This is a genomic window from Segatella copri, assembly GCF_949820605.1.
Classification (GTDB): Bacteria; Bacteroidota; Bacteroidia; order Bacteroidales; family Bacteroidaceae; genus Prevotella.
Genome location: NZ_CATKVU010000006.1, coordinates 1,296,365 through 1,321,134 on the forward strand (window position 1 = coordinate 1,296,365; position 24,770 = coordinate 1,321,134).

The 24,770-nt window shown below is 40.9% G+C and carries 24 protein-coding genes and 1 pseudogene; 19 read left to right on the plus strand and 6 right to left on the minus strand.

Features of this window, described 5'->3' with window-relative positions:
- The first annotated feature begins 517 nt into the window (after window positions 1-517).
- The 7 genes and pseudogenes from RCO84_RS06520 to RCO84_RS06550 all read left to right on the plus strand — a co-directional run bounded on the left by RCO84_RS06520 (window position 518) and on the right by RCO84_RS06550 (window position 7,811).
- Window positions 518-952: a hypothetical protein gene (locus tag RCO84_RS06520; protein WP_287838733.1), complete on the plus strand. Its 435-nt coding sequence runs from the start codon at window positions 518-520 to the stop codon at window positions 950-952.
- 13 nt (window positions 953-965) lie between these two features.
- On the plus strand, window positions 966-3,281 hold the full coding sequence (locus tag RCO84_RS06525; protein WP_317584411.1) for a BT4734/BF3469 family protein: 2,316 nt from the start codon (window positions 966-968) through the stop codon (window positions 3,279-3,281).
- A gap of 144 nt (window positions 3,282-3,425) precedes the next feature.
- The gene (locus RCO84_RS06530; RefSeq protein ID WP_006846744.1) at window positions 3,426-3,638 is read left to right on the plus strand and encodes a DUF4248 domain-containing protein; all 213 of its coding nucleotides are present in this window, start codon (window positions 3,426-3,428) and stop codon (window positions 3,636-3,638) included.
- Between the two features lie 181 nt (window positions 3,639-3,819).
- The gene (locus RCO84_RS06535) at window positions 3,820-4,164 is read left to right on the plus strand and encodes a hypothetical protein (RefSeq protein WP_144154822.1); all 345 of its coding nucleotides are present in this window, start codon (window positions 3,820-3,822) and stop codon (window positions 4,162-4,164) included.
- A 3-nt stretch (window positions 4,165-4,167) separates the two neighbouring features.
- Complete coding sequence (locus RCO84_RS06540; RefSeq protein ID WP_317584413.1) at window positions 4,168-4,599, plus strand: hypothetical protein; 432 nt, start codon at window positions 4,168-4,170, stop codon at window positions 4,597-4,599.
- A gap of 513 nt (window positions 4,600-5,112) precedes the next feature.
- On the plus strand, window positions 5,113-5,493 hold the full coding sequence (locus tag RCO84_RS06545; protein WP_317584414.1) for an ORF6N domain-containing protein: 381 nt from the start codon (window positions 5,113-5,115) through the stop codon (window positions 5,491-5,493).
- Window positions 5,494-6,825: 1,332 nt separating this feature from the next.
- Window positions 6,826-7,811, plus strand: a pseudogene (locus RCO84_RS06550) (IS982 family transposase).
- Window positions 7,812-7,965: 154 nt separating this feature from the next.
- Here RCO84_RS06550 and RCO84_RS06555 read toward each other — a convergent pair.
- On the minus strand, window positions 7,966-9,114 hold the full coding sequence (locus RCO84_RS06555) for a hypothetical protein (protein WP_317584415.1): 1,149 nt from the start codon (window positions 9,112-9,114) through the stop codon (window positions 7,966-7,968).
- Between the two features lie 458 nt (window positions 9,115-9,572).
- On the opposite strand from RCO84_RS06555, the gene RCO84_RS06560 reads away from it, so the two are divergent.
- The 11 genes from RCO84_RS06560 (at window position 9,573) to RCO84_RS06610 (ending at window position 19,027) form a co-directional block, all read left to right on the plus strand.
- Window positions 9,573-9,992: an ORF6N domain-containing protein gene (locus tag RCO84_RS06560; protein WP_228113700.1), complete on the plus strand. Its 420-nt coding sequence runs from the start codon at window positions 9,573-9,575 to the stop codon at window positions 9,990-9,992.
- Window positions 9,946-10,635 (plus strand): DUF4840 domain-containing protein, encoded by a 690-nt coding sequence (locus tag RCO84_RS06565; RefSeq protein WP_144154832.1) that lies wholly within the window; start codon window positions 9,946-9,948, stop codon window positions 10,633-10,635. The genes RCO84_RS06560 and RCO84_RS06565 overlap by 47 nt, the downstream gene beginning before the upstream one ends.
- A 137-nt stretch (window positions 10,636-10,772) precedes the next feature.
- On the plus strand, window positions 10,773-12,833 hold the full coding sequence (locus tag RCO84_RS06570) for a hypothetical protein (RefSeq protein WP_317584416.1): 2,061 nt from the start codon (window positions 10,773-10,775) through the stop codon (window positions 12,831-12,833).
- A gap of 124 nt (window positions 12,834-12,957) precedes the next feature.
- Window positions 12,958-13,875, plus strand: a complete 918-nt coding sequence (locus tag RCO84_RS06575) for a hypothetical protein (RefSeq protein WP_317584417.1) — start codon at window positions 12,958-12,960, stop codon at window positions 13,873-13,875.
- A 493-nt stretch (window positions 13,876-14,368) separates the two neighbouring features.
- Window positions 14,369-15,514, plus strand: coding sequence for a PDDEXK nuclease domain-containing protein (locus RCO84_RS06580; protein WP_287829968.1), 1,146 nt, complete (start codon window positions 14,369-14,371; stop codon window positions 15,512-15,514).
- Window positions 15,515-15,535: 21 nt separating this feature from the next.
- The gene (locus tag RCO84_RS06585) at window positions 15,536-16,198 is read left to right on the plus strand and encodes a hypothetical protein (RefSeq protein ID WP_287820393.1); all 663 of its coding nucleotides are present in this window, start codon (window positions 15,536-15,538) and stop codon (window positions 16,196-16,198) included.
- Window positions 16,199-16,210: 12 nt separating this feature from the next.
- Window positions 16,211-16,453 carry an ankyrin repeat domain-containing protein gene (locus RCO84_RS06590; protein ID WP_287820395.1) on the plus strand — a complete coding sequence of 81 codons (243 nt, stop codon included), beginning with the start codon at window positions 16,211-16,213 and terminating at the stop codon, window positions 16,451-16,453.
- A 21-nt stretch (window positions 16,454-16,474) separates the two neighbouring features.
- Entirely contained in the window at window positions 16,475-17,224 is a 750-nt protein-coding gene (locus RCO84_RS06595; RefSeq protein WP_317576609.1) for a hypothetical protein, read from the plus strand.
- Window positions 17,225-17,646: 422 nt separating this feature from the next.
- On the plus strand, window positions 17,647-18,198 hold the full coding sequence (locus RCO84_RS06600) for an HU family DNA-binding protein (protein ID WP_317584419.1): 552 nt from the start codon (window positions 17,647-17,649) through the stop codon (window positions 18,196-18,198).
- Window positions 18,199-18,484: 286 nt separating this feature from the next.
- Window positions 18,485-18,574 carry a smalltalk protein gene (locus RCO84_RS06605; protein ID WP_022120265.1) on the plus strand — a complete coding sequence of 30 codons (90 nt, stop codon included), beginning with the start codon at window positions 18,485-18,487 and terminating at the stop codon, window positions 18,572-18,574.
- Between the two features lie 15 nt (window positions 18,575-18,589).
- The gene (locus RCO84_RS06610) at window positions 18,590-19,027 is read left to right on the plus strand and encodes an N-acetylmuramoyl-L-alanine amidase (protein ID WP_317584420.1); all 438 of its coding nucleotides are present in this window, start codon (window positions 18,590-18,592) and stop codon (window positions 19,025-19,027) included.
- A gap of 113 nt (window positions 19,028-19,140) precedes the next feature.
- Here RCO84_RS06610 and RCO84_RS06615 read toward each other — a convergent pair whose 3' ends face one another.
- The 3 genes from RCO84_RS06615 to RCO84_RS06625 all read right to left on the minus strand — a co-directional run bounded on the left by RCO84_RS06615 (window position 19,141) and on the right by RCO84_RS06625 (window position 20,996).
- Window positions 19,141-19,602 carry a hypothetical protein gene (locus RCO84_RS06615; RefSeq protein ID WP_117586891.1) on the minus strand — a complete coding sequence of 154 codons (462 nt, stop codon included), beginning with the start codon at window positions 19,600-19,602 and terminating at the stop codon, window positions 19,141-19,143.
- Window positions 19,599-19,853, minus strand: coding sequence for a hypothetical protein (locus RCO84_RS06620; RefSeq protein WP_117586890.1), 255 nt, complete (start codon window positions 19,851-19,853; stop codon window positions 19,599-19,601). The genes RCO84_RS06615 and RCO84_RS06620 overlap by 4 nt, the downstream gene beginning before the upstream one ends.
- 243 nt (window positions 19,854-20,096) lie before the next feature.
- Entirely contained in the window at window positions 20,097-20,996 is a 900-nt protein-coding gene (locus tag RCO84_RS06625; protein WP_144155107.1) for a YitT family protein, read from the minus strand.
- A gap of 181 nt (window positions 20,997-21,177) precedes the next feature.
- Here RCO84_RS06625 and RCO84_RS06630 point away from each other — a divergent pair, with 181 nt between their 5' ends.
- Complete coding sequence (locus RCO84_RS06630) at window positions 21,178-21,774, plus strand: phosphoribosyltransferase (RefSeq protein ID WP_317584422.1); 597 nt, start codon at window positions 21,178-21,180, stop codon at window positions 21,772-21,774.
- 62 nt (window positions 21,775-21,836) lie between these two features.
- On the opposite strand, the gene RCO84_RS06635 is transcribed toward RCO84_RS06630, so the two are convergent.
- Window positions 21,837-23,153 (minus strand): YihY/virulence factor BrkB family protein, encoded by a 1,317-nt coding sequence (locus RCO84_RS06635; protein WP_317584424.1) that lies wholly within the window; start codon window positions 23,151-23,153, stop codon window positions 21,837-21,839.
- Window positions 23,154-23,258: 105 nt separating this feature from the next.
- Entirely contained in the window at window positions 23,259-24,662 is a 1,404-nt protein-coding gene (gene uxaC / locus RCO84_RS06640; protein ID WP_117586887.1) for a glucuronate isomerase, read from the minus strand.
- Between the last annotated feature and the right edge of the window lie 108 nt (window positions 24,663-24,770).

Here is a 24,770-nt window from a genome sequence, read left to right on the forward strand (position 1 = left end):
GCCGCACAATCTTCTGCAAAGATACGCTGAATATTTGTAACTTCCAAATTTTTAGGGCTGTTTTTTACATTGAGGAGTGGAAAGTCTTTTTACTTTTCCCTTCACCTCCCTTCACCACCCTTCACCCTTAACTCACTGACCCACAAAATATTAAGCAAAAAGGTGAAGGGTGAAGGGTTGAAAACTCTTTTATATATATACGCGTGAAGGGTAAGGGTAAAAACCGAAAAAAAGACCCTAGGGTCAAAAATCGCAAAATCCATAAAATAAAGAATATAATATAGAGTTTAAAATATACCCTTCACCCTTCACCTCGTCATTTTTCAGCTTTTTCTTCCGCCAGGCAATACAAAACCAAACATCATCTTCAAAATACCCCCAAAAAGGGGCGCAAAAATGCTGCGTTAAAAACTTTAACCTAGGTTATTCTTTGTAAAAAGCGAGCTCTATAGAGCTCTCCGCCTAAATAAAACATTTTGTTTACCTTCGCAACATATTAACAACAAAGAATAAAACAATGAAAGATTTGCAGAAATTTATGACAGAACTTGAAGATGAAGTCAGATTTAAGCTGGCTATCGCAAAGACATGTGGCGTATCACCAACTATGATTCGTAAAGAAACTGGTGGAAAGTCCAATATCGATAAGAGGATTGATAACATGACGCTCATACCAGAGTACATATTCGCTATGGATAGAGCCATCAAAACCATTCTCATGAAAAAAGATGATGATGATGCCTTCGAAGGTAAAACCTGGGTTCATGAAGAAAATGTCCATCATAAAACAAGATTCCAGTATTATTGCGATGAAGTGGGCATATGGGAACAGAACAAAGGTTCGGTATACTGGAGCGAACATAACAGAGCATGGAGCTACTGGAGAGAAACCCTTTCCTACAAGAAAATAACTAAAAAACTTGGAAAATTATTAAAAGATTCAAACTCATAAAATCCAAAAAGAAATGAAAAAGATTAAACCCACAAACGAGACCGGAAAGAACCCGGAAACAGAAGAGGAGAAAGAGGCCTTGCCCTCATTTTTCACTAACCTGTTTTCCTCTGCCAGCAACCCGCTCCCTAACAGAGCGGTGCTGGAGTACAACATCATGCATTCGGCACCGGTAAAAGCCAATACCGAAGGCTACAGGGCGATGATGAAGGTGGACAAGAGAACGGCAGAGGACATCAAGCACCGGCTACCCTGCATCACACCCAGCGTGCAGTTCAAAGGTAATGCCAAGAAGCTGACCGACTTCAGGAAGGAAACCTTCTGGCTGATGCTCGATTATGATGACGTGCCCCCCGAAGACATCGCAGATCTTAAGAAAAAAGCCCTGAAACAGCGCTTCACCATGGTCTTCTACATCACCGTCTCGGGCAAGGGATTCCGCATCCTGCTCAGATATATGCGTCCTGAAGGATGCAATCTCACTGCCACCGAACTCCACCTGCTCGCCATCAGGAAAGCCATGAGCATGTACGATAAACTGCTGGGTATCAGCAGCGACAAGCAATGCCAGGACATGGTGAGAAGCTGCGGACTGGCTTACGACCCCGAGGCTTACTTCAACTGGAATGCCGAAGTTCTCCCCATCACCCGGGAGGAGGTGGAGAACTTCGAAAAAGCCACAAAGCAACAGGAGGAACAGAACAGGAAAAGACAGACGGAGGCTGAAAAACCCAGAAAGAAAAGCCCGCGCAAACAGGAAGACGAGGCGCCACCGAAGACGCTCACCACCGAAGAGATTCTGCAGTATGTAGACAAACTGGCTGAGAGCTGGGAAGAGCGGTTTGAGGAGCATCATCACAACAGCTACGTAGTGAGATACGCCACATTCTGCCTCTGTTTCGGAGCCGAAAAGGAGGAGGCTGTGAAACACATGGCTGATAAGTTTGGCGGCGAATATGCCGATACCGAGCGGGTGGCACGGGAGATTTACAAGCATACCGAGCGGCTTGGAACCTGGAAGATAAGACAGCAGGGAGATGATGAGCAGAAACGCTATACCAGCATGAGAGCACTGCTGGGATGGCTGGGAGCCCGATATGAAATGCACCACAACACGCTGAGCAACCAGTATGAAGTGCGCGCCATCAACACCGGAGAAAAACTCTATCTCGACTGGACCGAAGTGGATACCCGGGTGAGCAATTCCCTGTTCGTGAAGATGGAACTGGATAACATCTGCACCACCCAGAAAAAGCTGGATACGGTAATCAGAAGTAACTTCAGTCCCGAATTCAACCCCATGGAGGAATATCTGAAGAGTCTGCCGAAATGGGACCGAAAGACTGACCATATCGCAGAATTAGCCCATCGGGTAACCGTGATGCAGACAGGCGGTTACCGCCATACGGAGGAGGATTTTGCCTATGCCTTCAGGAAATGGCTGGTCAACATGGTGGTTTGCTGGGTGCGGCCCGATGTCACCAACCAGTCTATCATGGTTTTCGTAGGCAAGGGCGGCATCTTCAAGACCACGTTTTTCGACCATCTCCTGCCGCCCCATCTGCGCAAGTATTTCGCCAACGATTCTACGGGCGACTACAAGAACAAGGATTTCCTGCAGATGTGTGCCAGCAAGGCGATAGTATGTCTCGATGAGTTCAGCTGTCTGCGCGGCAAGAACCTGGATTCCTTCAAGAGCAACATCACGAAGCGCAACATCAGCATGCGAATCCCTTATGCCGAGTGGGACTGCATTCTGCAGAACAATGCGGGGTTCTGTGCCACGAGCAATGAGATTCATATCATAGATGATGACGAGAACCGCCGTTTCCTCATCTGGCGAATCGAGAAGATCAAGAGTCCCATCGACTTCCCCTTCAATTACGAGGGCATCTACTCCCAGGCAGTGGCACTGGCTCAGGAGGTGATAGAGAAGCGCCGGAGGGGTGAGCCTTGCGACTGGGTTTACTGGTTTACGAAGGAGGAGAACGAGGAGATACAGCACCACAATCTTTATTTCCGTGTAAACAACTACATAGCCGAGCGCATCAACAAGTTCTACCGTGTTCCTGATGCCGATACGCTGTCCGAGTTCTGCAAGTTTGTTACGGCGAGTGACGTGATGGAGCGCATCTGCACGAACCCAGCCTTCCGCCAGTCGATGTCGAACAAGGATATTTCGATGTTCATGGAGGCACTGGGATTCAAGAAGATTCACCGCAAGACGGGCAACGGCTGGAAGGTGATAGAGATGCGTCCTGACGAGATAGAGAACAACCAGAAGATGGATGGCAGCGAGAATATTCCGCCCGGGGATCTCCCATTTTAGGAATTTCTGCTTCGGAGATATTTTTTTATCTTTCGGAGAGATTTCCGTATCTTTCGGAGGGATTTTCTTATGATTCGGAGAGATTTTATTCTACCAGGCAGAAGAAAGAAGCAACTGACAAAAACAGACTAAAAAGAACAAAATATGATAGAAGACAGAAGTTACGGGAAGGCGGAGCTCGCCATGCTCTACTTTCCCACCGCTACCCCCAGGGTAGCGCTCAACCGGCTGGTGAGATGGATCAACCGGTGTCCCGAGCTCAAGCAGAGCCTCTGTTCGGGCTACGCCGGCAAGTTTTCCCACTTCTACACCCGGCAACAAGTAGCAGAAATCATCGAATTTCTGGATGAACCATAAAAAATCACCCTGGAAGGGAATGCATACAACACACTATGCATATCCCTTCCAGGGTGAGTTTAATGAATATATACCTTTCCGACACAAGCATATAGTGTTTTCATTTGTAAAATGATGTAATCCTAAGCAATAAACTTTATCAATCTTCGTTCTTTTAATTATAACACCAAAATAAGAACATATGTATGTATCATCAAGACAAGGATATAAACCTCCTGTAAAATCAACAGGAAGAGGCAAAAAATATTCACATTTTGCTTCTTTGAAGTATTGCAACGGTGCTGAGACCTGCTACACCTACGACCCACAGCGTCGCAAGGCTGGCGGACAGATGGCGCATACCAATACATACGGCACAGACACTGGTAAAAAATTCCAGCTTGCCAATGTCAAGATAATTGGTGACTTCGCCTCTTACGGTTCTGACCCACGCCGCACCCAGTATGCAGGTAGTGAGACTTGGGATTTCACAAAAGGCAAACGAAATGCAGGTGGTATTAGTGGTGCTGAGCTTATAAAGAAATAAAATATGGAAAACTTTAAAATTGATTTATTTGAAAAAGAAACGGGAGAGTTATTTCCCTCGTTTCAAAAATTGAATCAAACAGACTGTAATATATGCTACCAACATTTTCGAAAGAATATTAAAGTATATGATTTACATGAGTCTGTTTTTGATAATTTTCAATCAAATGGTTCTTTTATAGAAAAGTATAATGCACTTGAAGACCACTTTTCATTATTAGAATTATTTGCAGATTTGAATTTATGTTGTGATGTTATCTGTATTAATTGGGATGAGTTTAAAACAATAGATGTATTCCGTACAATAGATTTATATAATTATTTTAGTGATATATGGTTTCCTAGCGCCGATAATATAATAGTATTTCCCAAGAATATGACTATATTTATTATGATTAGGCATGATGGTGCAATCTATTATGTCAAATGTGATTAAATAATTGTAGAACTACCATTTATAGAAGAAACTTTTAATGAGTGAAACGCTGTTTCCAAAAATCATCTTTCTACAAAGGAATCAGCGAGCTGTTGGACAACAAAGAATAATTCATCAACAACCAGTCATACAGACACATACAGCACTCTCCATATAAGGAAGCCCCGACAAGGCTTCCTTATTTTTTCCATACCACAGTCCATACTTTCCATATCAAAAATCTTGTCCATATTATGCCTACCTTTGCAGTGAGATAAAAAGTCGCTGCAGAGGCAAAGAGTCCGAGGAGAGCAAAGAGTTCTTACACATTATTAATTTTTAAAAATTTAAGATTATGATTAAAGTTAATAAAACTACAATCACAGCAATAAAACTATTAATTTTACGTTCTTTTCAAAGAAAGGGGTTGTGCAATAGTGGCTTAAAGGCTAAAAGCACTACCTTCGAATGCAATAATAAGTAACAACACGTTTAAGGTCACAATATTGTGACCTCAAAAATAAAGATAGAAATATGGCAGACATAACGGAAAAGACAGGAAACGGCGAACTGGTCACAAATCGTGACCAGGTGGTTGTTGTTGACAATATAGAGCCTCTAATAAAAATCATTAGAGGACAACAAGTTATGCTTGACCGTGACCTTGCCACACTTTATGGCGTTGAAACAAAGCGTCTTAATGAGCAAGTAAAACGTAATATTAAACGATTTCATGTTTCAATTGACCAAGGACGTAAACTGAAACAATCAGGTATAGAAAGGCTAACTGATATAGTTATAGAAAAAAAGAGCAAGAAAATAACAAAAGTCAGAATAAAAATGAATAATGTATGGTACATTTATTGTGGGGGTGTGTACTTCTTATTAGTTGTACATTTATTCTCTTTCTCCTAAAAAAAAGTAGAAATAGAAACGTATTTTGGTATTTTTGCCATGTATGGATTTTGTGTGGTATAACATTGGGGATATTGAACATTGTGTTTCAGAAATATGATGCCTATACTTCAATATATTTAGGTATTATCTGCTCTTGCTACACCTATTATGATAACAAACAGAATCCAGTTTCAAAGAGGACTAATGCCTATATATCATCACTTCAAGGATACGTAGCAGGTATCGGTTTTCTCTTATATGGTTTATTAAGTTTGTAGAACATAATGTTATGCCTATTCCAAATGGCATATTGTGTAAAATTGGGGCTGATTTCACTTTAGGGAGTCAGCCCTTTTTGTTTTTGACAGTATTAAAAAATCAACACAAAGTTTATGCAAAAAAACAAGTAAAGAATTAGTCAGTCCTATTAGCCAAGTATCCATATAACATAAAAGTTGTTATAAATACTGCACAAATTCTTTATTGTGGTGTTCTGCGCCTTATCCTTGTCGGCTCAAACGTGTAAAACAGTATTAAAATGAATCAGTAATTTCAAAAATAGTAACAACATGGAACGCAGGAAACAGACCGGGCATATCTGCCGATGGATGGCGTTGGGCATAACGATAGCCACCATCGTAGTAGGATGTACCATAGTAATCGGCCTATTTGAATGGCGCGACAGAAGCAGGATGGAGAGCAGGATTGCAGAGACGCACCTTTGGCGGAAAAGCATGTACGACTTGAACATGTGTGTCGCCCAATAGTCCCTACTTGGTGAGACAATGGAAAAACATTGATAGACATATTATTGTGCGTTTTTTGATTAATACTACAATTCTATGCAATAAATTCAATATCCAGTCGTTTTTTAGTTATAACATAAAATCAAAACAATATGAACTATATTTGTCTTTGGGGAATATTAGCGTCTATAACAGGAATTGCAATAATGTTTTCTGTTATTAAGCACAAAAAGTCGGTAAGTGCCATAAAAAATGGCACTTACTTGATTTTTTCAATTTTGATGATATGCTTAGGAATAACAACCATCTTATTTAAAAGATATGATAGTATTTGTGCAATATCCTTTGGTATTACATTCCTAAATATCACATACAAAGACAGGCGTAATTTCCCACCGAGTTTTACAATAAACTATATTAATTATCTTAACGGATATGTTGCTGGTTTTGCGTCTATAATGTATGGTTTGTTTAGAATTTTTGAATAAATAATCAAAAGTGTAATATGTTGTGACTTATAAAAAACGTGAGTAGCAAAAACGCTATCCACGTTTTTTATAAGTCGTACCTGTTGGCGGAATTAAAAAACCGCCTGAAAATTAGTATATTTTTATGGAGAAAAAAGTTGTGCATCTCGTTGATTTTTAGTAACTTTGTAGTGTCCAATTATAAAGTTATATATTTCACGCTATGCACAACTTGTATGCAAATTTCGTAAAAATTCTTGAGATATGCAAGGAATTCTCCAAAAATTTAGTTAATGAGCTAGGAAATATTCCTCGCCCAGGAGTCGTACCACGTTTTTCAGACCTCGAAGTTGTTGCTTTGAGCTTGACAGCCGAGCATCTTAGCATCGACAGTGAAAACAACTTGTTCGATAGGCTGAAGGAGTATAAGGCAGATATGCCAAATCTGATTTCTCGACGCCAGTTCAATGACAGGCGAAAGCTCACTGCGGAACTATGTGAGAAGATTCGTAAGCGCATAGCGTCAAAGATGGATGGTGCAGAAGAATATTTCTGCATAGATTCTAAACCAATAGAGGTGTGTCGCTTGTCCAGAGGCTTGCGTTGCAAGATGAAAGGAACAGACGTAACAAACTCTCCTGCATTTGGCTATTGCGCTACTCAGAAGATATACTACTTTGGTTATAAACTCCACGCTGTCTGTGGGTTAAGTGGAGTTATCCACTCGTATGACCTGAGTCCAGCTAATGTTCATGACATTCATTTTCTTAAAGATGTAAAGTTTCAATTCCATGACTGTTGCATTCTTGGCGATCGTGCTTACCTCAGTGCGGAACTACAGCAAGACTTGTTTTCTTCTGTAGGCATCAAGTTGGAAGTTCCATATCGCTTGAACATGAAGAATTGGCGACCAACATTTAAGCCTTATGCTAAGGCGAGGAAGAGAATCGAGACAAATTTCTCTCAACTTTGTGATCACTTCATGCTCTTCCGAAACTATGCTAAGCAAACACCAGGACTGTTTACCCGAATCATCGGGAAAATTAGCGCATTTACAGTCTTGCAATATATTAATTATGTAAACAACAGACCGATTGGCAGGGTTAAGTATGCGCTAAATTAATTCCGCCAACGGGTTATAAGTCGTATATTTTTCACTTTTCAACACATAAAATTTTGCGGTCTCACCCTCTGGCTCATTACCAACAGAGTCTGTTAATACAATAAAGATGGCATCCTTCACCTTGTATTCAATCTGTACAGGTCGAAATAGTTCATCATTTCTCGCGCTGTGCGAATCGGCAAGCCTCGATGAGTTTCTGCTTCAGCTTGCCACGGCCAGCCATCACAGATTTATTTTGCTTCAACACGCTGCTAGGCCAGCCATCCTCGAAGCAGGTCACACTGAGATACTCCGAGGTCTGGACATCTTGGTCAACTGCCTTTTCTATCTCCTTCTTAAACTCGTCGTCCAAGTCCTTGATGTCGCCATCATGTTCCTTGCCGTCCTCGGTCTTCTTGCCCTTCAGTCCTTCCGTGATGGCCCCCATCAGTCCGCCCATCACCTTCTTCACGGTCTCCTTTGGTATCACGCTGACCACCTCGCAGGAGATTGTGTAGTTGCCATTCTTCTCTAGGCTGGCATTGATATAAGTGTCGTTGGCGTAGCTATCCTTGGTGGCATCCTCGTGCTCGTGATGTTCGCCCACGGCATATTGGCTTCCGTGGCAGGCGAAGAGCAGTTTCAGCTCCTCCAGGTAGCCCTCCACCACCTCGTCGGTGTTAGCCTGGTTGCCTATCTTCATGAAGTCAAGACCTATCGCCTTCTTCATTTCTTGCATGATGGGCATGGAGGCGATGTCCTTCATGCTCGCCTTGAAGAGAGCCTTTGCCTGCTTCTTGATTTGCGAGAGATTGGTAATCTTGGTGATGCTACCATATTCATCGGTCTCAAAGTTGACGGTGGTGCCTATCACGCTCTTGGCGGTGCGCTCCGCTACCATGGCCATCATCTTGTCCCGGAAGTTGTCGCCCACCGAATCGGCCTTTACGTCCAGGAAGGTGTAGCTCATCTTATAGCCCTTGCTGGTGGAATCGTTTACCACGAGGCGCACCTGGGTGGATACGCCGAGCGTCTTCACCGTGTCCTTGCCGTCCACCTTCCACTCATTCTCATATATCCAGTATTCGCAGGTGTCGCCCTTGCAGAAGTAGGCCACCACATTCACCACCGAGTCTTCGCCAGCTGTGTCCACTTCCAACGTGTCGGAGTTGTTCGATAGCCATTGACTATCAGTGATTTTCTTGGCAATCGATACCGTGTCTTCTACCTTAGGCGACATTTCTCCGCCCTTCACGATGCTGTGGTTGGCGAGCAGTCCGCAAGCTATTATGCAGCTCATCACTATCAACGAGAATTTCTTCATAAGTTCATTTTTTATGTTGTTTATTCTTCAAGTTTTTATTTTCTCGCTGCAAATTTACGATTTTTTTTGTAAAAAAAGCCAAGTTCCTAAAAAAAACTTTAAAGTTAACCCAAGTTTAACATAGTCAAACCGTTTCTCTTGCAGTATCAGCCATACTCTTCTCCTTTTTTTTAAAAAAACTACCCATGCACCCTAAAACAGGGGGTAAGGGTAGGATTAACGACATAGCCATTAGGTATGTGGCGAAGTTGAGTGGTAAAGGAGTAAGTACGGTACAACGAGTTAAGCGATTACTAAAAATGCAATCACAGCAATAAAACTATTAATTTTACGTTCTTTCCAAAGAAAGGGGTTGTGCAATAGTGGCTTAAAGGCTAAAAGCATTACCTTTGAATACAATAATAAGTAACAACACGTTTAAGGTCACAATTTGCGACCTTAAAAATAAAGATAGAAATATGGCGGATAATATAGAACATCAAGATAAAGGAGAACTGGTCGCAAATTGCGACCGGTTCAATAGTTTGAAGCACTCAACAGTTCGTTCATATGCTTTCACGGAGCAGGGAGTGGCTATGCTCTCCACTGTTCTTAGAAGTGAAACCGCAATTCGTGTAAGCATACGAATTATGGATGCATTTGTTGCAATGAGACGTTTCATGGTGACAAATGCAGAAGTTTTCCAACGTCTTTCAACAATGGAGTACCATCAACTGGAAATGCAACAACACTTGCAAGAAACAGACAAGCGCATTGAAAGTGTTACCGAATCATTTTTAGCTATCATACATAACAATATAGTCTCGCCGTTATATAATAAAAACAATAGCAATGAAAAAGATATCAATGGTCATTGTGGCTATTTCAGCCATGATTAGTTTAAGCGGATGTCATGAGGATCCTACTTATGTGGATTCTTACTTCCAGCGTCAAAGTGTAATTGAGGAGCTGAGTAATGAGCTTAAAGGACAATACAGCAGTATATTCATTCCTGTAATCTATAATGCATCGCAAGAACAGTTGGATTATAAAAGTTTATGGAAGGGTGAGGTCACAGAAAATGGTCAACCTATCATCCACTACACTTTTGGAGGGTACGAAAACCGGACTGTCACCTTACAGCAAGTCCCAATCAGCTGGATAAGTTTTGTTATAAAAGATACTAAATTGGCAGAAGCAGTCAAGCTGTTGCCCGATTATGATATTTCGATACCTTATTCTTTTGCAAGCTCAGACGAAGAAACAGGAGAAGCGAGCAAAATGGGGAAAATCATATATAGCGATAGCAAAGTACCTGTGACACTGAACTATGGCGGAAAGCAGCATCTTGTGCTTTTCAACTTTAAATGTCCTTCGCAATTTGTTTTTGATGCAGACAAGCGTCCTATCTCTCCAGGAAGGATCCAACTGGAACTCAAATCAATTATTGTTGACAATGTAATTGTCCAAGAAATTGATGGCTATTTAGGGGGAGAGTGCTTTCTTAGTATTATGGGCAAAACAGATCCAATCTCGAAATGAATGAGACGAACGTTGTCTGTTACGTTATTTTCATGCAAAAGTTTTGGTAATAGTTGTTAAAGAGTTAAAGGTATTGTCTTTTAAGTACAGAAGAAGGCATATTGATTATAAGTATAAAAACAATAAAAAATTAATAGATGAAAGCATTGTTAGTCATCATAATGAGTTTGTGCCTACACGTAACTTATGCACAAAAACCAGATACAACTAAAACTTTTATTCAAGGCAAAGAACTTGGTGAAGTTGTTGTAAAGTCATCTTATCTTACAAGAGAAGGTGATCATATCCTTGCTATTCCTACAAAAGAGCAACGTAAACATGCTGTAACTGGTTATGACCTGTTGAGCAATCTCATGATTCCGGGAGTGTCTGTTGAGCGTTCGACTGGAAGTGTGACAACTCCCAATGGGGCTGCGACTCTCTATATAGATGGGCGTGAAGTTGATTTTCGAGAGGTACAGTCTTTAAGACCGAAGGACGTTTCTCGAGTGGAATATTTTGATGTGCCGAATGGTAAATATGCAAAAGATGCATATGCTATAAACATAATAATGAAACCACTCAACAATGGTGGCTACACGCAACTTGATGCGTCTCAGAATGTAGGCTATCTCTATGGTGATTACAATCTTATTTCGAAATTTGTCACAGGAACCAAAAGTTTTAACCTTTGGGCTGGATATTCTTTGGAAAATCCAAAATCGTCTATGGACGAGAATGAGACTTTTATTTTCCCTGATTATCAATTGAATAGACTGCAGCATTACAATAATGCTGACAATAGGCAAATGGAAGAATATGTACAGGCATCAATCAGCAACCGAGGAAGAAAATATATTTGGATGCTTAGAGGTGGTATGGCATGGAATGCCTCAAAAAACGGTGTCAATAATGGAATGACGGAGTATTGGAAAACTGCTGCTGCAATCAAGAACGGTAGCATTTTGGACATTAACACTAGAAACAAATCTTATCGTCCAAGTGTCTATTTTTACGGATTGCACACATTTTCTAACACAAAATCGTTGGATTATGTTTTTGATGGATATTATTCTCGAAACGATTATGACCGTCTCTATAACGATGATAATGTGTCTTTTCGTTCACTTGTCAAGGAAGATTATTATTACATCAAAGCGAATGCAAATTATTCTATGGCGTTCAGTCATAGAAATAGATTGGCTTTCAGTTTATACGAGTTCATGAGAATTAGTGATTCCGAATACGTTGGGACTTCTGCATATAATCAAAATTTGCATTCGTCCGAAACCATCCTTTTTGCAGACTATTCCCAACGTTTAGGGAGTTTTTTCTTTGATATTAATCCAGGACTGTCATTTCTAACATATCGTTTGGAGGGGATGAAGTCAATCAATCATCTTACTCCTAGACTTCAAGCAAGAGCTACTTATAGGATAGATAAAGTACAGCAACTTCAATTTATGTTCGCTTTGGGAAACACCTATCCGAGAATAAATACGATTAACAATGTAGAACAGCAGATAGATCCTATCATCATTCTCAAAGGTAATTCTAACATGGATAATTCCATTCTTTTGAATCCACGATTAAGCCATACCTTGAACCTTAACAAATTCGCTTTACAAACGGGAGTGTCATACTTTTACCAGAATCATTCGATTATTTCGGATTACTATATTCGAGACGGGCATCTTATTAGCACTTTTAGAGATGACTGTATCTATCATCGTCCCAGTGCAGATATGTCTATAACCTATAAACCTTCTGGTACACTTAATATGAAGTTATCCGGTCAATGGGTTAAACATTTTGTTCGAGGAGGAGCAGAGCATCGTAATTTGTCCGCATTCTCTGGGACTGCTATGATAAACTACTATGTTCGGGATTTTTCTTTTAGTGCATCCATAGCGTCACCGTCAAGAGATTTGATAGACAGCCAAATTAAAAGAAAGACATTTTGGCGGTATCAACTATCGGCAATGTGGAATCATGGGAATTGGGCTATCGAAGCTAATGCAAACAATTTATTCATGATGAAGAATAACATTGTAAATGAATTATCTGCATCATATTATTCTTTCAAACAAATAGATCAAAGTCGTAGTTATAATCAGTATGCAAATCTGAAAATTGTTTATAGTTTTGACTATGGCAAGAAGACATCAAAGTCACCAGATTACAAACATCAAAATAGTGAAAGTGCAATCTTAAAATAGGAAGGCAAAGACATAATCAAGTCATTGGTAACATGTTCATGCGAAATGCATATTAAAAATTGCATTCAAACAGTCAATTATAATTATATTTTCACACATATATAAGTATTAAAAATTACGAATTATGAAAAAAATACCATCTATAATGATTGTAGTTTGGGGAATAGCGGTATTATGTACACTATTCTTGAGTTCATGCAAGCGACCAGAGGTCTTAGACAATAGTACTCTTGTAAATAGCGCAAGAAACGTGGCTTTGACCTTTGGTCCTGCGTATGTTCCATTTTTTAAAGAGGCTAACGTATCGGATGTTCAAGTTTTCAAAAAGGAGGATTACGGAGACAGCCGCCCTCAAATAAGAAAACAGATAGGAAGAAAGTTCTATACTGTAACTTTTACATATGATAGTACTGCCGTTAAATTTGATTTTGGATTTGCAGCAAGAGTCAGAATATGGAAAGATACAGGGGAACCATTAGATGTTATATTTGGTAATGGTTGGGGAAGAAATTTTCTATTTAAAACCTTTGTAGAGCAAACCAATCACTCACCAAATGACTATGAGAAAGTGGCTTCTGACTCTATTGTTAAAGTACCATTGCAAACTGTACATGAACCAGAGAGTATTTGGAATTCCAATGCTGACAACAAACAAGACAGCCTATCAACGAGAGACTTTCTAACAAATACAGAGAAAGAGAAAATAAAAGAATTGGCTTCACAAGTTCCAGACAGCATAAGAAATCGTTTTGCAAATTTAGTGGATAAATGGAATTTTGCAATAGACCATAATCCTAAGACACTATACAGTGCAAGCATACATTCATATGCAAAATTGCCTGAGTTCATTCCTCTCAAATCAATGGGAAAACAAATAGTTCCACTAATTATGGAACGAATGATAAACTCTTCCGATTTTTATTTTCTTGTTCTTTATGAAGCTGTTCTGCAAGGAAATGAACCGAAAGACGATTCTAAGTTTAGCGAAAGCGAACAAATCAGAGCTATAAGGTGTGTTAAAAAATGGCTGGAAAAACAATAATGGGCATGTTCTTCTATTATAATTGAATCTACATCATTTCTCCTGTGCCGCAGAATATATAAGATGTCACAAATGCAACTATAGAATTGGTGGAAAGAATCAATAGAGAGTAATCAATACGCAACATTTCAAGAATACGAAGATGAAAATGAAAATACTATTTATATTAACATTGTGTTTTTGCATTAATTCTAAAGCACAATGTAAAAGTGATTATTCAATATATGAAAACACCATATCTGTGTTATACGAGAAATTACTAAAGGATAAAGTCTTGTGCTCTATTATAGAATAAAGGATGGATTTTATAAATTAATGAAGATGGAAAATCGAGGCATATAGATATTAGTGATATAATATAGGTTAACGTAAAATATCTTCAAACAAATTTTAATTTGTCTAAATAGATGCCACTTATCTCAAAAAATCATTTATTTTTAACCGATTATCACGATAAAATTTTATATTTGTAGCGTTAAATGGTTTTAGAATTATGGCAAAGAAAAATATAGACTTAGCAGTAGTCCTTCATGATGATTGCGACTACAAGGACTGGCTTGTGGAACTCAAGGAACGATTCTACAGCCATCGCCTCAAAGCGTCATGTGCCACCAATGGCTACTTGTTGGACTTCTATTGGAAGTTGGGACGAGACATTGAAGCTAAGCAATATACTAATACTTATGGCTCTGGATTTTACAAAAATCTCAGTCAGGATTTGAAGAACGAAATGTCAGGGGTGAAAGGATTCTCACCAACTAACTTGAAGTACATGAGCTACTTTTATAAGCTCTATGCACCATTACAGGCAAATTGTCCGCAGCTTGCGGACAATTTTATAGAGGACTTGTATGTTACAGATATTCAGCGAGTTGTAGCACAAAGTAAAAATCGTCCGCAAACTGCGGACGATTTCAAATTGCTTTTTCTTATTCCTTGGGACCACCATCGTCGTATCATAGATAAGTGCAAGGGCAATATGGATAAGGCTTTGTTCTTTGTAAGAAAGACTTGGGAGAACAATTGGGGGCGTGACGTTCTGCTCAACTGGCTTGACACAGACCTTTATGAGCGTGACGGCAAGGCTATCACCAACTTCCAGGCTACGCTTCCTGCTATACAAAGCGACTTGGCGCAACAGATAACCAAAGACCCTTATCAGTTGGATTTCCTTAACTTAAGGGAGAAATATGACGAGCATGACATTGAGGAAGAATTGGTGAATAATGTAACACGTTTTCTTTTGGAACTAGGAAAGGGATTCTCTTATATGGGCAGACAGTTTCGTTTGGAGGTAGGTCAGCAGGAGTTCTTCCCAGACTTGCTGTTTTACAATGCCCACCTCCATGCCTATGTAGTCATAGAGCTAAAAGCCCAGTCGTTCCATCCATCATTCTTGGGACAACTAAGTTTCTATGTGTCGGCCATCAACCATCAGTTCAAGACCGACATAGACAATCCTACCATTGGCTTGCTTATCTGTAAGGACAAGGACAACGTAGTGGCTAAATATGCCTTGGAGTCATACAAGGAACCAATGGGTATATCGGAATATCAGCTCTCCAAACTCTTCCCGAAAGACTTCAAATCATCTATGCCGACTATCGAGGAATTGGAAAAGGGGTTGAAAGATAACTAAAAGTAACGGAACTGTTTTTGCATGAACAAAGAAGAAATAAAACAAGAACCTAATGATGGGCTGATAGCTCGCATATTAGGAGGAACACCCACTATTTTACAGAAGGTGTTCTTTATACTTATGGCATTTTCGCTGATATTATGGCCCTTGGGATGCTATGTTTCTATATTCTTCTTTGATGCCCCTGTTCGCTCTGATGTAGACAAAATATGTCGTTATGGTATGCTTATAACCATCTGCTTGTATCCTATCTACTTGTTCCCTTTGTTGAGATTTATGTTTCAACTTTCAAAGAACTTAAGAGCAACTTGGCTTTATTATCTATGTCCGATAGTACCAATATTAATTCTTAGGTTGTTATTTTCAATTAGTACAATCAGTGCTCCGAAAATAGACAATACCGAATTTTGCACTAATGAGGATTTGGTTGGTCATTGGACTTTGAATGGTGGAGAAAGACAGATCAATTATCCTGAGATTGAATTTTTCAATGATAGTACGGTGGAATTATACTCACAAGCTGATACCCTATACAGATATACCTATTGTTTGCAAAATGATTCCTTATATCTCAATGACATAAATGGAAGACAATACGTAAATAAAATCAATAAAGTCGATGACGAAACCATTATGTTTGAGGGTATCGCAGATGTTAAAAGCATACAGATTTATCATAAATAAAATGTTCTTGAAATGAGAATCTATGAACGAAAAAATATACTTGAAAGAAATATAAATTATAGCAATGCGTATGGTAGAAATCTTCTACAAGAAGCTATTGTATCTTGTGAAAATGCAATTGCTATTGATTTAGTGAATAAAGGCATTGATATTGATCATCAAGATAAAAAGGAGATGACTCCTTTAGATTTCGCAAAGCAAATTAAAGATATGGAAATGATTAATATTCTTACAGATAAAAAATCTAAGTTCTAAATATCAAAGTAAAAAGTTATTATGAGACATTCCTTATTGAATATCGTTATAGTCTTGGTCATAACAATGGGGCTATCCTCTTGTCTGTGTCAACCAAGGTATGTAAGTTTTTTGAATCTTGTAGAAAAAATAGATAGCATAAATTCTTATTTCTACACTTTACAACAAGCTTCGCCAGACAGTGGTGTCCTACTAAAAGACACTCTAGCAAAAGAACTTCTCGGAGACATTTTCTATCATCATAAGGAAGCACAAAATCGAGAGGTTAGGCTTGTAGGTGTTAGTCAACCATACGCCCAAGTTCTTGTCTGTGCCTTTAACATAAAGAGCATTGGTTTTGAATGGAAAACAAATGAAACATTTCTTGTTACTTATGGGCATGATGGAAAAATTGCAGATGCATTATATTTAGGCATAAACGAAATTACCCCCACATTTATAAAGTTCAGTTTCAATAGCAAACGGCATATTCCTACAGAGGATATTCAAAGAAGTAAATGGGTATATAACGAGCAAAGTAATCTTCTTAAATTAGAGGTATTTGAAGAAAATTCTTGGCTTGACGAAGACAAAAATCCATGCTTGGACAACTACTATCATACTTTCTTCTATCGAATAGACGAACAAGGGCGTATTGTCCGCTTAAGAAAAGGGAAAATTGTACCTTATAAATATAACCATTCTAACCATGTCTACGACTCATATCTTAAAGCAGCACATAAACGCTTTGCATTACAATTCACTCCCTATTCAGAAAGGCACATGAAATAGTTAGAAGAAACAGAAAAAGAGCCCCAAAAAATCATTATATTTAGGGGATAGCAAAAAAAAATTATATGGATTTATAGAATAATCCAAATTTTATTAGTAGTTTTGCAAACGATAAGAGTTGTTTGACAAGCAATCCTATGCACATTGCAGAAAATAGCACTGTTGCCAAATCATTAACTCCATTGAGGTGAAACACTCATAAATCGCTCATTTTAAGCTATTCTGCAGATTTTAGCGTAATTTTCTATAAAAAATACCACTTTTTTCAACCTTTTTTTCCCGAATCCCTGCAAATCGCACAAATCGCATAGTTGGGGGTTCGGGAATGTTGTACCTTTGTATCGTCAATCAGAGAGGTTGATGCAGCAACGGTCTCAGCGGAGACACAGACTGCTTTTTACTAAAACTAAATTTTTAAAAGTATGATTCTCATCAAATTAGCGAAGAACAAGAACAAGACTATCAAGGAAGCGTATGGCAAGTATTATGCGCGACCAGTAGTAACAGAAACCATCGGTATCGATGAACTCGCCGAACACATGGCGAGCCACAACACCCCGTTCTCGAAGGGTGCCATCAAGGGCCTTCTCACCGATATGGTGAGCTGCGTGAAGGAGCTCGTGCTCCAGAACAAGGCTGTGAAGATAGACAACCTCGCCATCTTCTCCATCGGCATCATCAACAAGATGGGAGCCGCCAGCATCAAGGAGTGGAGCCTCGCCAAGTTTGTAGAAGGCTACCGCCTCAGAGCCCGTGCTACCGGCAAGCTCAGCAACACCCAGCTCTCTCTCGATGCCAACGCCAAGAACGCCATGGATCTCCTCAACTCTAGCGAGAGCGCTGCAGGCGACACCACCACTGGCGATACCACACAGGGCGGCGGAACCACTGCGGGCGGCGGAACATCACAAGGCGGTACATCACAAGGCGGCAGCACCGACGGAACAGGCGACAACGGAGACGGTCTGGAGTAGTGATCCGTCTCTCAAATATGCGAAACGACAGAAGAAGGAAGGAGTGAACTGACCGGCGACAGGGATATTCCGAAGGCACAAAGCGGCTGGTTTTCATCCTGACGATTACGGATAAACAGCAAATCATAATGACCCAAGAACCTGCCTTTTACGGGTATCCGGGCTGGCAGTTACTCCCCCGCCCTTCTTCTTCCAGAAACGCTTACTGAAACTAAATTCCAACCACTAAAACAAGCATGTGACTATCATTATCCACTTAGTATTAATCATTAAAAAACAAAGCAAAATGAAAAAAGTAAATTGGAAAACCATCATCAATTTCCTCATCACGGTATTAACAGCTGTAGCCAGCTCATTCTGTGTACAGAACTGCTAAAAAAGGGAGGTTGCCATGACACAGAAACATCGTAGCATTTCACTCATCGTGATTCACTGTTCTGCCACGAGAGTGACACAGGATTTCACATTCGAGCAGTTGGAGGCCTGCCATCTTGCCCGCGGTTTCAAGAGTATCGGATATCATTATTACATCACGAAGGATGGTGTGGTATATCCGGGTCGCCCGGAATCAGAGGTAGGAGCCCATGCCCGTCATTACAATGCCCACAGCATCGGCATCTGTTATGAGGGAGGTCTCGACAAGAACGGCAAGTCTGCCGATACGCGCACTCCAGCCCAGAATCAGGCTCTGTATTCGCTTCTGGAGAGCCTCTGCCTCTCCTATCCTGATGCAGAGATACTGGGCCACCGCGATTTGCCGAACGTTCACAAAGACTGTCCGTCGTTTGATGTCAAGCGATGGCTGAAGCAGGTAGATTTCCACATCTAGCCGAAGCCAGAGGATATAGATGTCTATACTTAGAAAATTACTAAAAAAGGGTGTGTCATGCAGTTATGACACACCCTTTTTCTGTTTTAAGAACATAAACGCAGACTCGTAAGTCAGCTAGGCGTATTAGAAAGAAACTCATCAACAAAAGACTGGGGAGTCATTATTTTGATTCGTTTATTATCTGAGACACCAACGAAGTCTTTAACATTGATAGTCAACAAAATGTCAGCACCACAATTAATAGCCGCCTGATATTGATAACTATCTTCTAAATCTCTAAAGTTTTCATCCTCTACTCCTTGTTTCAGTCCAAATCTTGAAGCAGACGAAATTTGGAAAGTGTCAAGAATGCGGAGCAGAATTTTCCTTTCCTGTACTAAACGTTCAGGATTGTAGATACTCATTCTTCGTAATTGTTTATCCACGAGAAAAGTGATGGTGTAGAATCCTCCTTCAGACAAGAACAAAGTATGACTAGTAGATGCCAAGGTAAGAATTTTAGCCACAGCATCAAACAGAAGTCTTTTTTCTAAAAATTCCGTTATAATATTGGTATCACAAAAGATTTTCATATCCCATATTTTTCTTCCAGATACTCATCACGCAGTTCTTTATCACTTTTATCTGAAGCGAACATGCCGCCCATTTCTTCCCAACTGAACATTTTTGACTCAGCAGGAGCTTTCATATCTTCCTTTTCAGATATATCAACAACAATTTTTTGCAGGATTTTATTTACCCAATCCTCAATATTAAGTTTATCTTTTCTTGCAAAGATTGCCGCTTTGTCATATACATCTGGTCTTAATGTAATTGTTGCCATAATAATCTTTTTCTATTTAGCAATTGCAAAACTACATTTTTTTATTGAAAGTGCCAAATGAATTTGAAAAAAAATGCATTATTTTACTTTTTTTCCTCATATAACGGAATTTTTCCCGAATCCCTGCTAATCGTACAAATCTCTCAAATATACGCAACGACAGAAGAAAAATAAGTGTTATTCATAGAAAATTACCAAAAAAGGGTGTGTCATGCAGTTATGACACACCCTTTTTCTGTTTATCTATTTCTTCTTCGGCAAACCTATCTTCTTGCCTACCTTGAAACGGTCGAAACCTTCGCCATAAACACCGATGACGGCACTCTGGCTGACAAAGGCGGTAGGATCTATCTCGTCGATAAGACGGAATATCTTCTGAGACTCACGCTGACGCGCCAATACAAACAGCATGTGGACATCCTTGCCACTGTAACAGCCATGACCATCCATCACCGTACAACCTCGGTCGGCGGCGGTATTGATGGCTGCACTGAGCTCCAGATATTTGTCGCTGATGATGAAGAACTGAACCGAACGGCGCAACGCATTCACCACATGATCTACACAGAGCGACTGCACAAAAAGGCAGACATAACCGTAAATCACCATCTCCCAATTGCGCAATACCAGATAAGAACTGGTGATGATACACAGGTCGCAAATCATGATGGCATGACCCAGGGAAATGTTCCAGTACTTGTTGATCATCGCCGCTACGGTATCAGAACCACCCGTAGAACCATTGCAGGAAAGACCCAGACCGGCACTGCTGCCCATGAAGAACGCACCGATGACCGTTGCCATGAACGGCTGGTCGTGAAGCAGCGGCGTCATGCCTACCGTATGCGTCTCTATCAGACGGGTAGTTAAGGCAAAGATACCAACACCATAGATGGTCTTCAGACAGAACTTATAGCCCAGAATGCGGAATGCGATGAGAAGCAGGAACACATTGAGCGCCAGATAAGATACAGATGCCGGGATGCCAAATCCCCAGTAAAGGATAGAAGCGATACCTCCTACACCACCCATCGTGATATGATTGGGAAGCAGGAAGATGTTCAAACCGATACTACCTTCTATCATCGCCAGGGCAATGATAACGTAGTCGCGGATTTCATGAAGTTTTGTTTTTCTCGTCATATAAATATAAGTATTTCTTAAAATGCGGTGCAAAGGTACTAAAAAATAAGTAAAAAAAGAACAGCTACGTGAAATATTACTTAAAAAACAAATCTTTTTTATGAAACCGGCACCTTAATTCGAAAAGATTTCCTATTTTTGCAGAAACTATGCATTATTAATTATCAAAAAATTCTAGTCTATGGCTAATTACGAAAATGAAATCAACTCGTGGCCAGTCCTGAAAAACGGACTGCACTACAAATGGCTTGTCGACTACGCTGCATTCAGCGCCTTCGGTACTTTTGAACTCACAGCAGAGGAATGGGAAAAACGTGACCTTATCGCCAACTTTAAAGGTAACTCTGAGCTCACTACGGAGATGGACCATCAGGAAGCCCTGAAGAAGGCTATCAAAATGGTATCAGACAAGCTGAAGAGTCTTTTGGGCAAAGAGGCAGCACAGTTTACCCTGGTCTGCATTCCTGCTGCTCTTGAGGCGCATACCAAGCGCCGTTTCAAGGAGTTCAGCGAGGAGATATGCAAGGCTACGGGCATGACCAACGCCTACCCTGCCTTCAGCTACACACATGATGTAGATGAAGATGGCGATCCTGTAGATGAACTCCATATTGACGAGGCTTTCTTCCAGGGCAAAAAGATTATTCTCTTTGATGACATCATCGCATCCGGCAATTCGGTAGCCAAGTTTGCCGACCAGCTGGAAGGATATGGTGCCAAGGTTGAACTGGCGCTAGCACTGGGAAAAAAGATTTCTGACGGCTATGACCAGAAATAAGATACTATAAATTAATAGTTTTTTAGGCACGTATTACCGTGCCTAAAAAACACCGTTTTTCATCAGAAAGCGATTTGCTTTCCCTTTTCTATGAACTCTGCATTCACGATGTCGATATCCTTCCACATCGCCATATCCGACTCCAATGCGGCAAGGCTTGAGATATCCTCGCCATAACTGAAGAGGCGCTCTATCATCACACCATAGGTAAGATGCTCTATCTTCTCTATCGGATGAAGAACCACCGATTCCTCAAAACTGCTTTTCTTACCATTCCGGATTTCTACCAGCAAACGGGCACATAACAACTCCTTAACCGACTGGTTGACAATCTGTTGAGGTATCTTCGTTAAATCATGAATTTCTTTCGGAGTATACGCCTGTTCGCCCTGATTGAACCGACGACATACCAGATGCATTACTACCCCACAAACCTTGATGCGCTGCACCAGTTTCAGATGATCGTACTGCAAATCACCATCATAATAATGGATGTTCTGGTTGGTATGACAAAGCAAGGCGCCAAACACTACGATAGCCCACGAAATCTGAAGCCATAACAGGAAAAGCGGAATGGCTGCCAGCGAACCATAGATGACATTGTAGCTAGAAAGGAAAACCTGCAGATAGATATATCCATACTGAAGTGCCGTCATGCAGACACCCGCCAGGAACGATGGAACCAGGGTACTGCGAACCCGGATATAGGTATTCGGGATGACATAATAGCAGAACACGAAGAACAGGAACATCGGAACAAAAGCCGCCAGATGAAGGATGAACGAAGGAATGGTATCACCGATATCCGCTATCCTGTCTACATTATCCACCATATTCACCGTCCATACATTGATGCTCGAAGCAAAGAGTATCAGCAGTCCCAGACCAAACAGAATGGTAGGATATTCGGTAACAATCTGCTTCCACGAACGCTCGCCCGTATGCCAGATGTCATCGAAGGTAAGCTCTATCTTCTGCATCAGCGAAACGATGGTATAGAGAAACATTACGATACCCGTACCGATGATATAGTTGCTCTGCGTATTCTCGATATAATTGTGAACGAAGTTAACGATGGTCTGCGCTACAACGGGCTGTGCCTCGAAGGTGGTAGAGAGCCAGGATTCGAGCAGAGAGGCATAGCCGAAACCACGGGCTATGACAAACATCATAGCCATGAAAGGTATCAGAGCCATGAAGGAGGCAAAAGTCAAAGCTGCCACATCCCTCGCCCACATATCCTTGAGATAGAAGATGCGACCGGCAAGCATACCCATCTTGATCCAAGACTTGAGTCTGCCCCGAAAGTCTTTGATATTAGAAGAATTGAACTCTCTGATATCTTCGTAAAAACCTAGTATTCTGTTTATTACCCCCATAAGTTTAAAGTATTGGTTTCACGATAAAACATCAAATCCCTCCACAACACCACCGGGATGCCGTGAAGGGATTTGTCTTAGTATAAATTGCTACAGTTCTATGGATTAATAGAACTTGAAGTAGTTGCGAGCATTGTTGTAAGAGATATCCTCTACCATACGAGAGAGGCTCTCCATGTCGTTAGGAAGCAAGCCCTTCTCAACATCATTGCCGAGAAGGTTGCAGAGCAAACGACGGAAGTACTCGTGACGTGGGTAGCTGAGGAATGAACGTGAGTCGGTCAACATACCTACGAAACGGCTCAGGAGACCCAATACAGAGAGTGCGTTCATCTGGCGGGTCATACCATCGAGCTGATCGTTGAACCACCAGCCAGAACCAAACTGAATCTTACCTGGGCAAGAACCATCCTGGAAGTTACCGAGCATAGTAGCGATTACCTCGTTGGCACATGGGTTCAATGTATAGAGGATAGTACGTGTGAGCTTACCCTCCATGTTGAGCTCATTGAGGAAGCTGCTCATAGCCTTGGCTGTAGTGAACTCACCGATAGAATCGAAACCGGTATCAGCACCGAGCTTGTTGTACATCAGCGTATTGTTGTCGCGGATAGCACCATAGTGGTACTGCTGTGTCCAGTCGGCAGCGTGATCCATCTCAGCGCAAACCTTGAGGAATGCATGCTTGTACTGACGGATTTCGAGAGCAGAAAGCTGCTGGCCACGCATAGCCTTGGCGAAGATAGTCTCAATCTGAGAATCTGTGTATGGCTCATCGTAGAACTCCTCGATACCGTGGTCGCTCAACTTACAGCCGTTCTCAGTAAAGAAGTCGTGACGCTTCTGCAAAGCATCAACCATATCCTGGAATGTAACGAGGTTAACACCTGCTACCTCACCGAGCTTGTTCATATAGTCAGCGAAATCTGGCTTCTCGATGTTCATAGCCTTGTCAGGACGCCAAGCAGGAATCATCTTGATTTCGAAACCGCTCTCACGTGTCTGCTTGTGGTAACGCAGGTCATCGATTGGGTCGTCTGTAGTACAAACGCACTCTACGTTATAATGACGCATCAAACCACGAGCGCTGAACTCAGGCAACTGCAACTTCTCGTTACACTCATCGTAGATTTCACGGGCAGTCTTAGGGCTGAGCTGCTTATCAATACCGAAAGCAGTCTTGAGCTCCAGATGAGTCCAGTGATAGAGAGGGTTACGGAAAGTATAAGGCACTGTTTCAGCCCACTTCTCGAACTTCTCCCAGTCGCTGGTATCAGTACCTGTGCAGAAGCGCTCATCTACACCGTTGGTACGCATAGCACGCCACTTGTAGTGGTCGCCGCCGAGCCAAAGTTCTGTAATACTCTTAAACTTGTGATCATTGGCTACCATCTCAGGGATGAGGTGGCAGTGATAATCGATAATTGGCATTTTAGCCGCATGATTGTGGAAAAGATCCTGTGCAGTCTTAGTGTCGAGCAGGAAGTTTTCATCCATAAATTGCTTCATAATTCGTTATCGTAGTTTTTAAATGTTTATTTATTCACTATGAATTGTAGCGCAAAGATACAACAAATATCGGAAAAAAGAATCGTTTAAGCGAAATATTTTTGATAA

Bases quoted from the DNA above. Each gene is read 5' to 3' on its own strand.
- RCO84_RS06520 (WP_287838733.1), top strand. From the start codon at position 518: ATGAAAGATTTGCAGAAATTTATGACAGAACTTGAAGATGAAGTCAGA.
- RCO84_RS06525 (WP_317584411.1), top strand. From the start codon at position 966: ATGAAAAAGATTAAACCCACAAACGAGACCGGAAAGAACCCGGAAACA.
- RCO84_RS06530 (WP_006846744.1), top strand. From the start codon at position 3,426: ATGATAGAAGACAGAAGTTACGGGAAGGCGGAGCTCGCCATGCTCTAC.
- RCO84_RS06535 (WP_144154822.1), top strand. From the start codon at position 3,820: ATGTATGTATCATCAAGACAAGGATATAAACCTCCTGTAAAATCAACA.
- RCO84_RS06540 (WP_317584413.1), top strand. From the start codon at position 4,168: ATGGAAAACTTTAAAATTGATTTATTTGAAAAAGAAACGGGAGAGTTA.
- RCO84_RS06545 (WP_317584414.1), top strand. From the start codon at position 5,113: ATGGCAGACATAACGGAAAAGACAGGAAACGGCGAACTGGTCACAAAT.
- RCO84_RS06555 (WP_317584415.1), bottom strand. From the start codon at position 9,114: ATGAAGAAATTCTCGTTGATAGTGATGAGCTGCATAATAGCTTGCGGA.
- RCO84_RS06560 (WP_228113700.1), top strand. From the start codon at position 9,573: ATGGCGGATAATATAGAACATCAAGATAAAGGAGAACTGGTCGCAAAT.
- RCO84_RS06565 (WP_144154832.1), top strand. From the start codon at position 9,946: ATGAAAAAGATATCAATGGTCATTGTGGCTATTTCAGCCATGATTAGT.
- RCO84_RS06570 (WP_317584416.1), top strand. From the start codon at position 10,773: ATGAAAGCATTGTTAGTCATCATAATGAGTTTGTGCCTACACGTAACT.
- RCO84_RS06575 (WP_317584417.1), top strand. From the start codon at position 12,958: ATGAAAAAAATACCATCTATAATGATTGTAGTTTGGGGAATAGCGGTA.
- RCO84_RS06580 (WP_287829968.1), top strand. From the start codon at position 14,369: ATGGCAAAGAAAAATATAGACTTAGCAGTAGTCCTTCATGATGATTGC.
- RCO84_RS06585 (WP_287820393.1), top strand. From the start codon at position 15,536: ATGAACAAAGAAGAAATAAAACAAGAACCTAATGATGGGCTGATAGCT.
- RCO84_RS06590 (WP_287820395.1), top strand. From the start codon at position 16,211: ATGAGAATCTATGAACGAAAAAATATACTTGAAAGAAATATAAATTAT.
- RCO84_RS06595 (WP_317576609.1), top strand. From the start codon at position 16,475: ATGAGACATTCCTTATTGAATATCGTTATAGTCTTGGTCATAACAATG.
- RCO84_RS06600 (WP_317584419.1), top strand. From the start codon at position 17,647: ATGATTCTCATCAAATTAGCGAAGAACAAGAACAAGACTATCAAGGAA.
- RCO84_RS06605 (WP_022120265.1), top strand. From the start codon at position 18,485: ATGAAAAAAGTAAATTGGAAAACCATCATCAATTTCCTCATCACGGTA.
- RCO84_RS06610 (WP_317584420.1), top strand. From the start codon at position 18,590: ATGACACAGAAACATCGTAGCATTTCACTCATCGTGATTCACTGTTCT.
- RCO84_RS06615 (WP_117586891.1), bottom strand. From the start codon at position 19,602: ATGAAAATCTTTTGTGATACCAATATTATAACGGAATTTTTAGAAAAA.
- RCO84_RS06620 (WP_117586890.1), bottom strand. From the start codon at position 19,853: ATGGCAACAATTACATTAAGACCAGATGTATATGACAAAGCGGCAATC.
- RCO84_RS06625 (WP_144155107.1), bottom strand. From the start codon at position 20,996: ATGACGAGAAAAACAAAACTTCATGAAATCCGCGACTACGTTATCATT.
- RCO84_RS06630 (WP_317584422.1), top strand. From the start codon at position 21,178: ATGGCTAATTACGAAAATGAAATCAACTCGTGGCCAGTCCTGAAAAAC.
- RCO84_RS06635 (WP_317584424.1), bottom strand. From the start codon at position 23,153: ATGGGGGTAATAAACAGAATACTAGGTTTTTACGAAGATATCAGAGAG.
- uxaC (WP_117586887.1), bottom strand. From the start codon at position 24,662: ATGAAGCAATTTATGGATGAAAACTTCCTGCTCGACACTAAGACTGCA.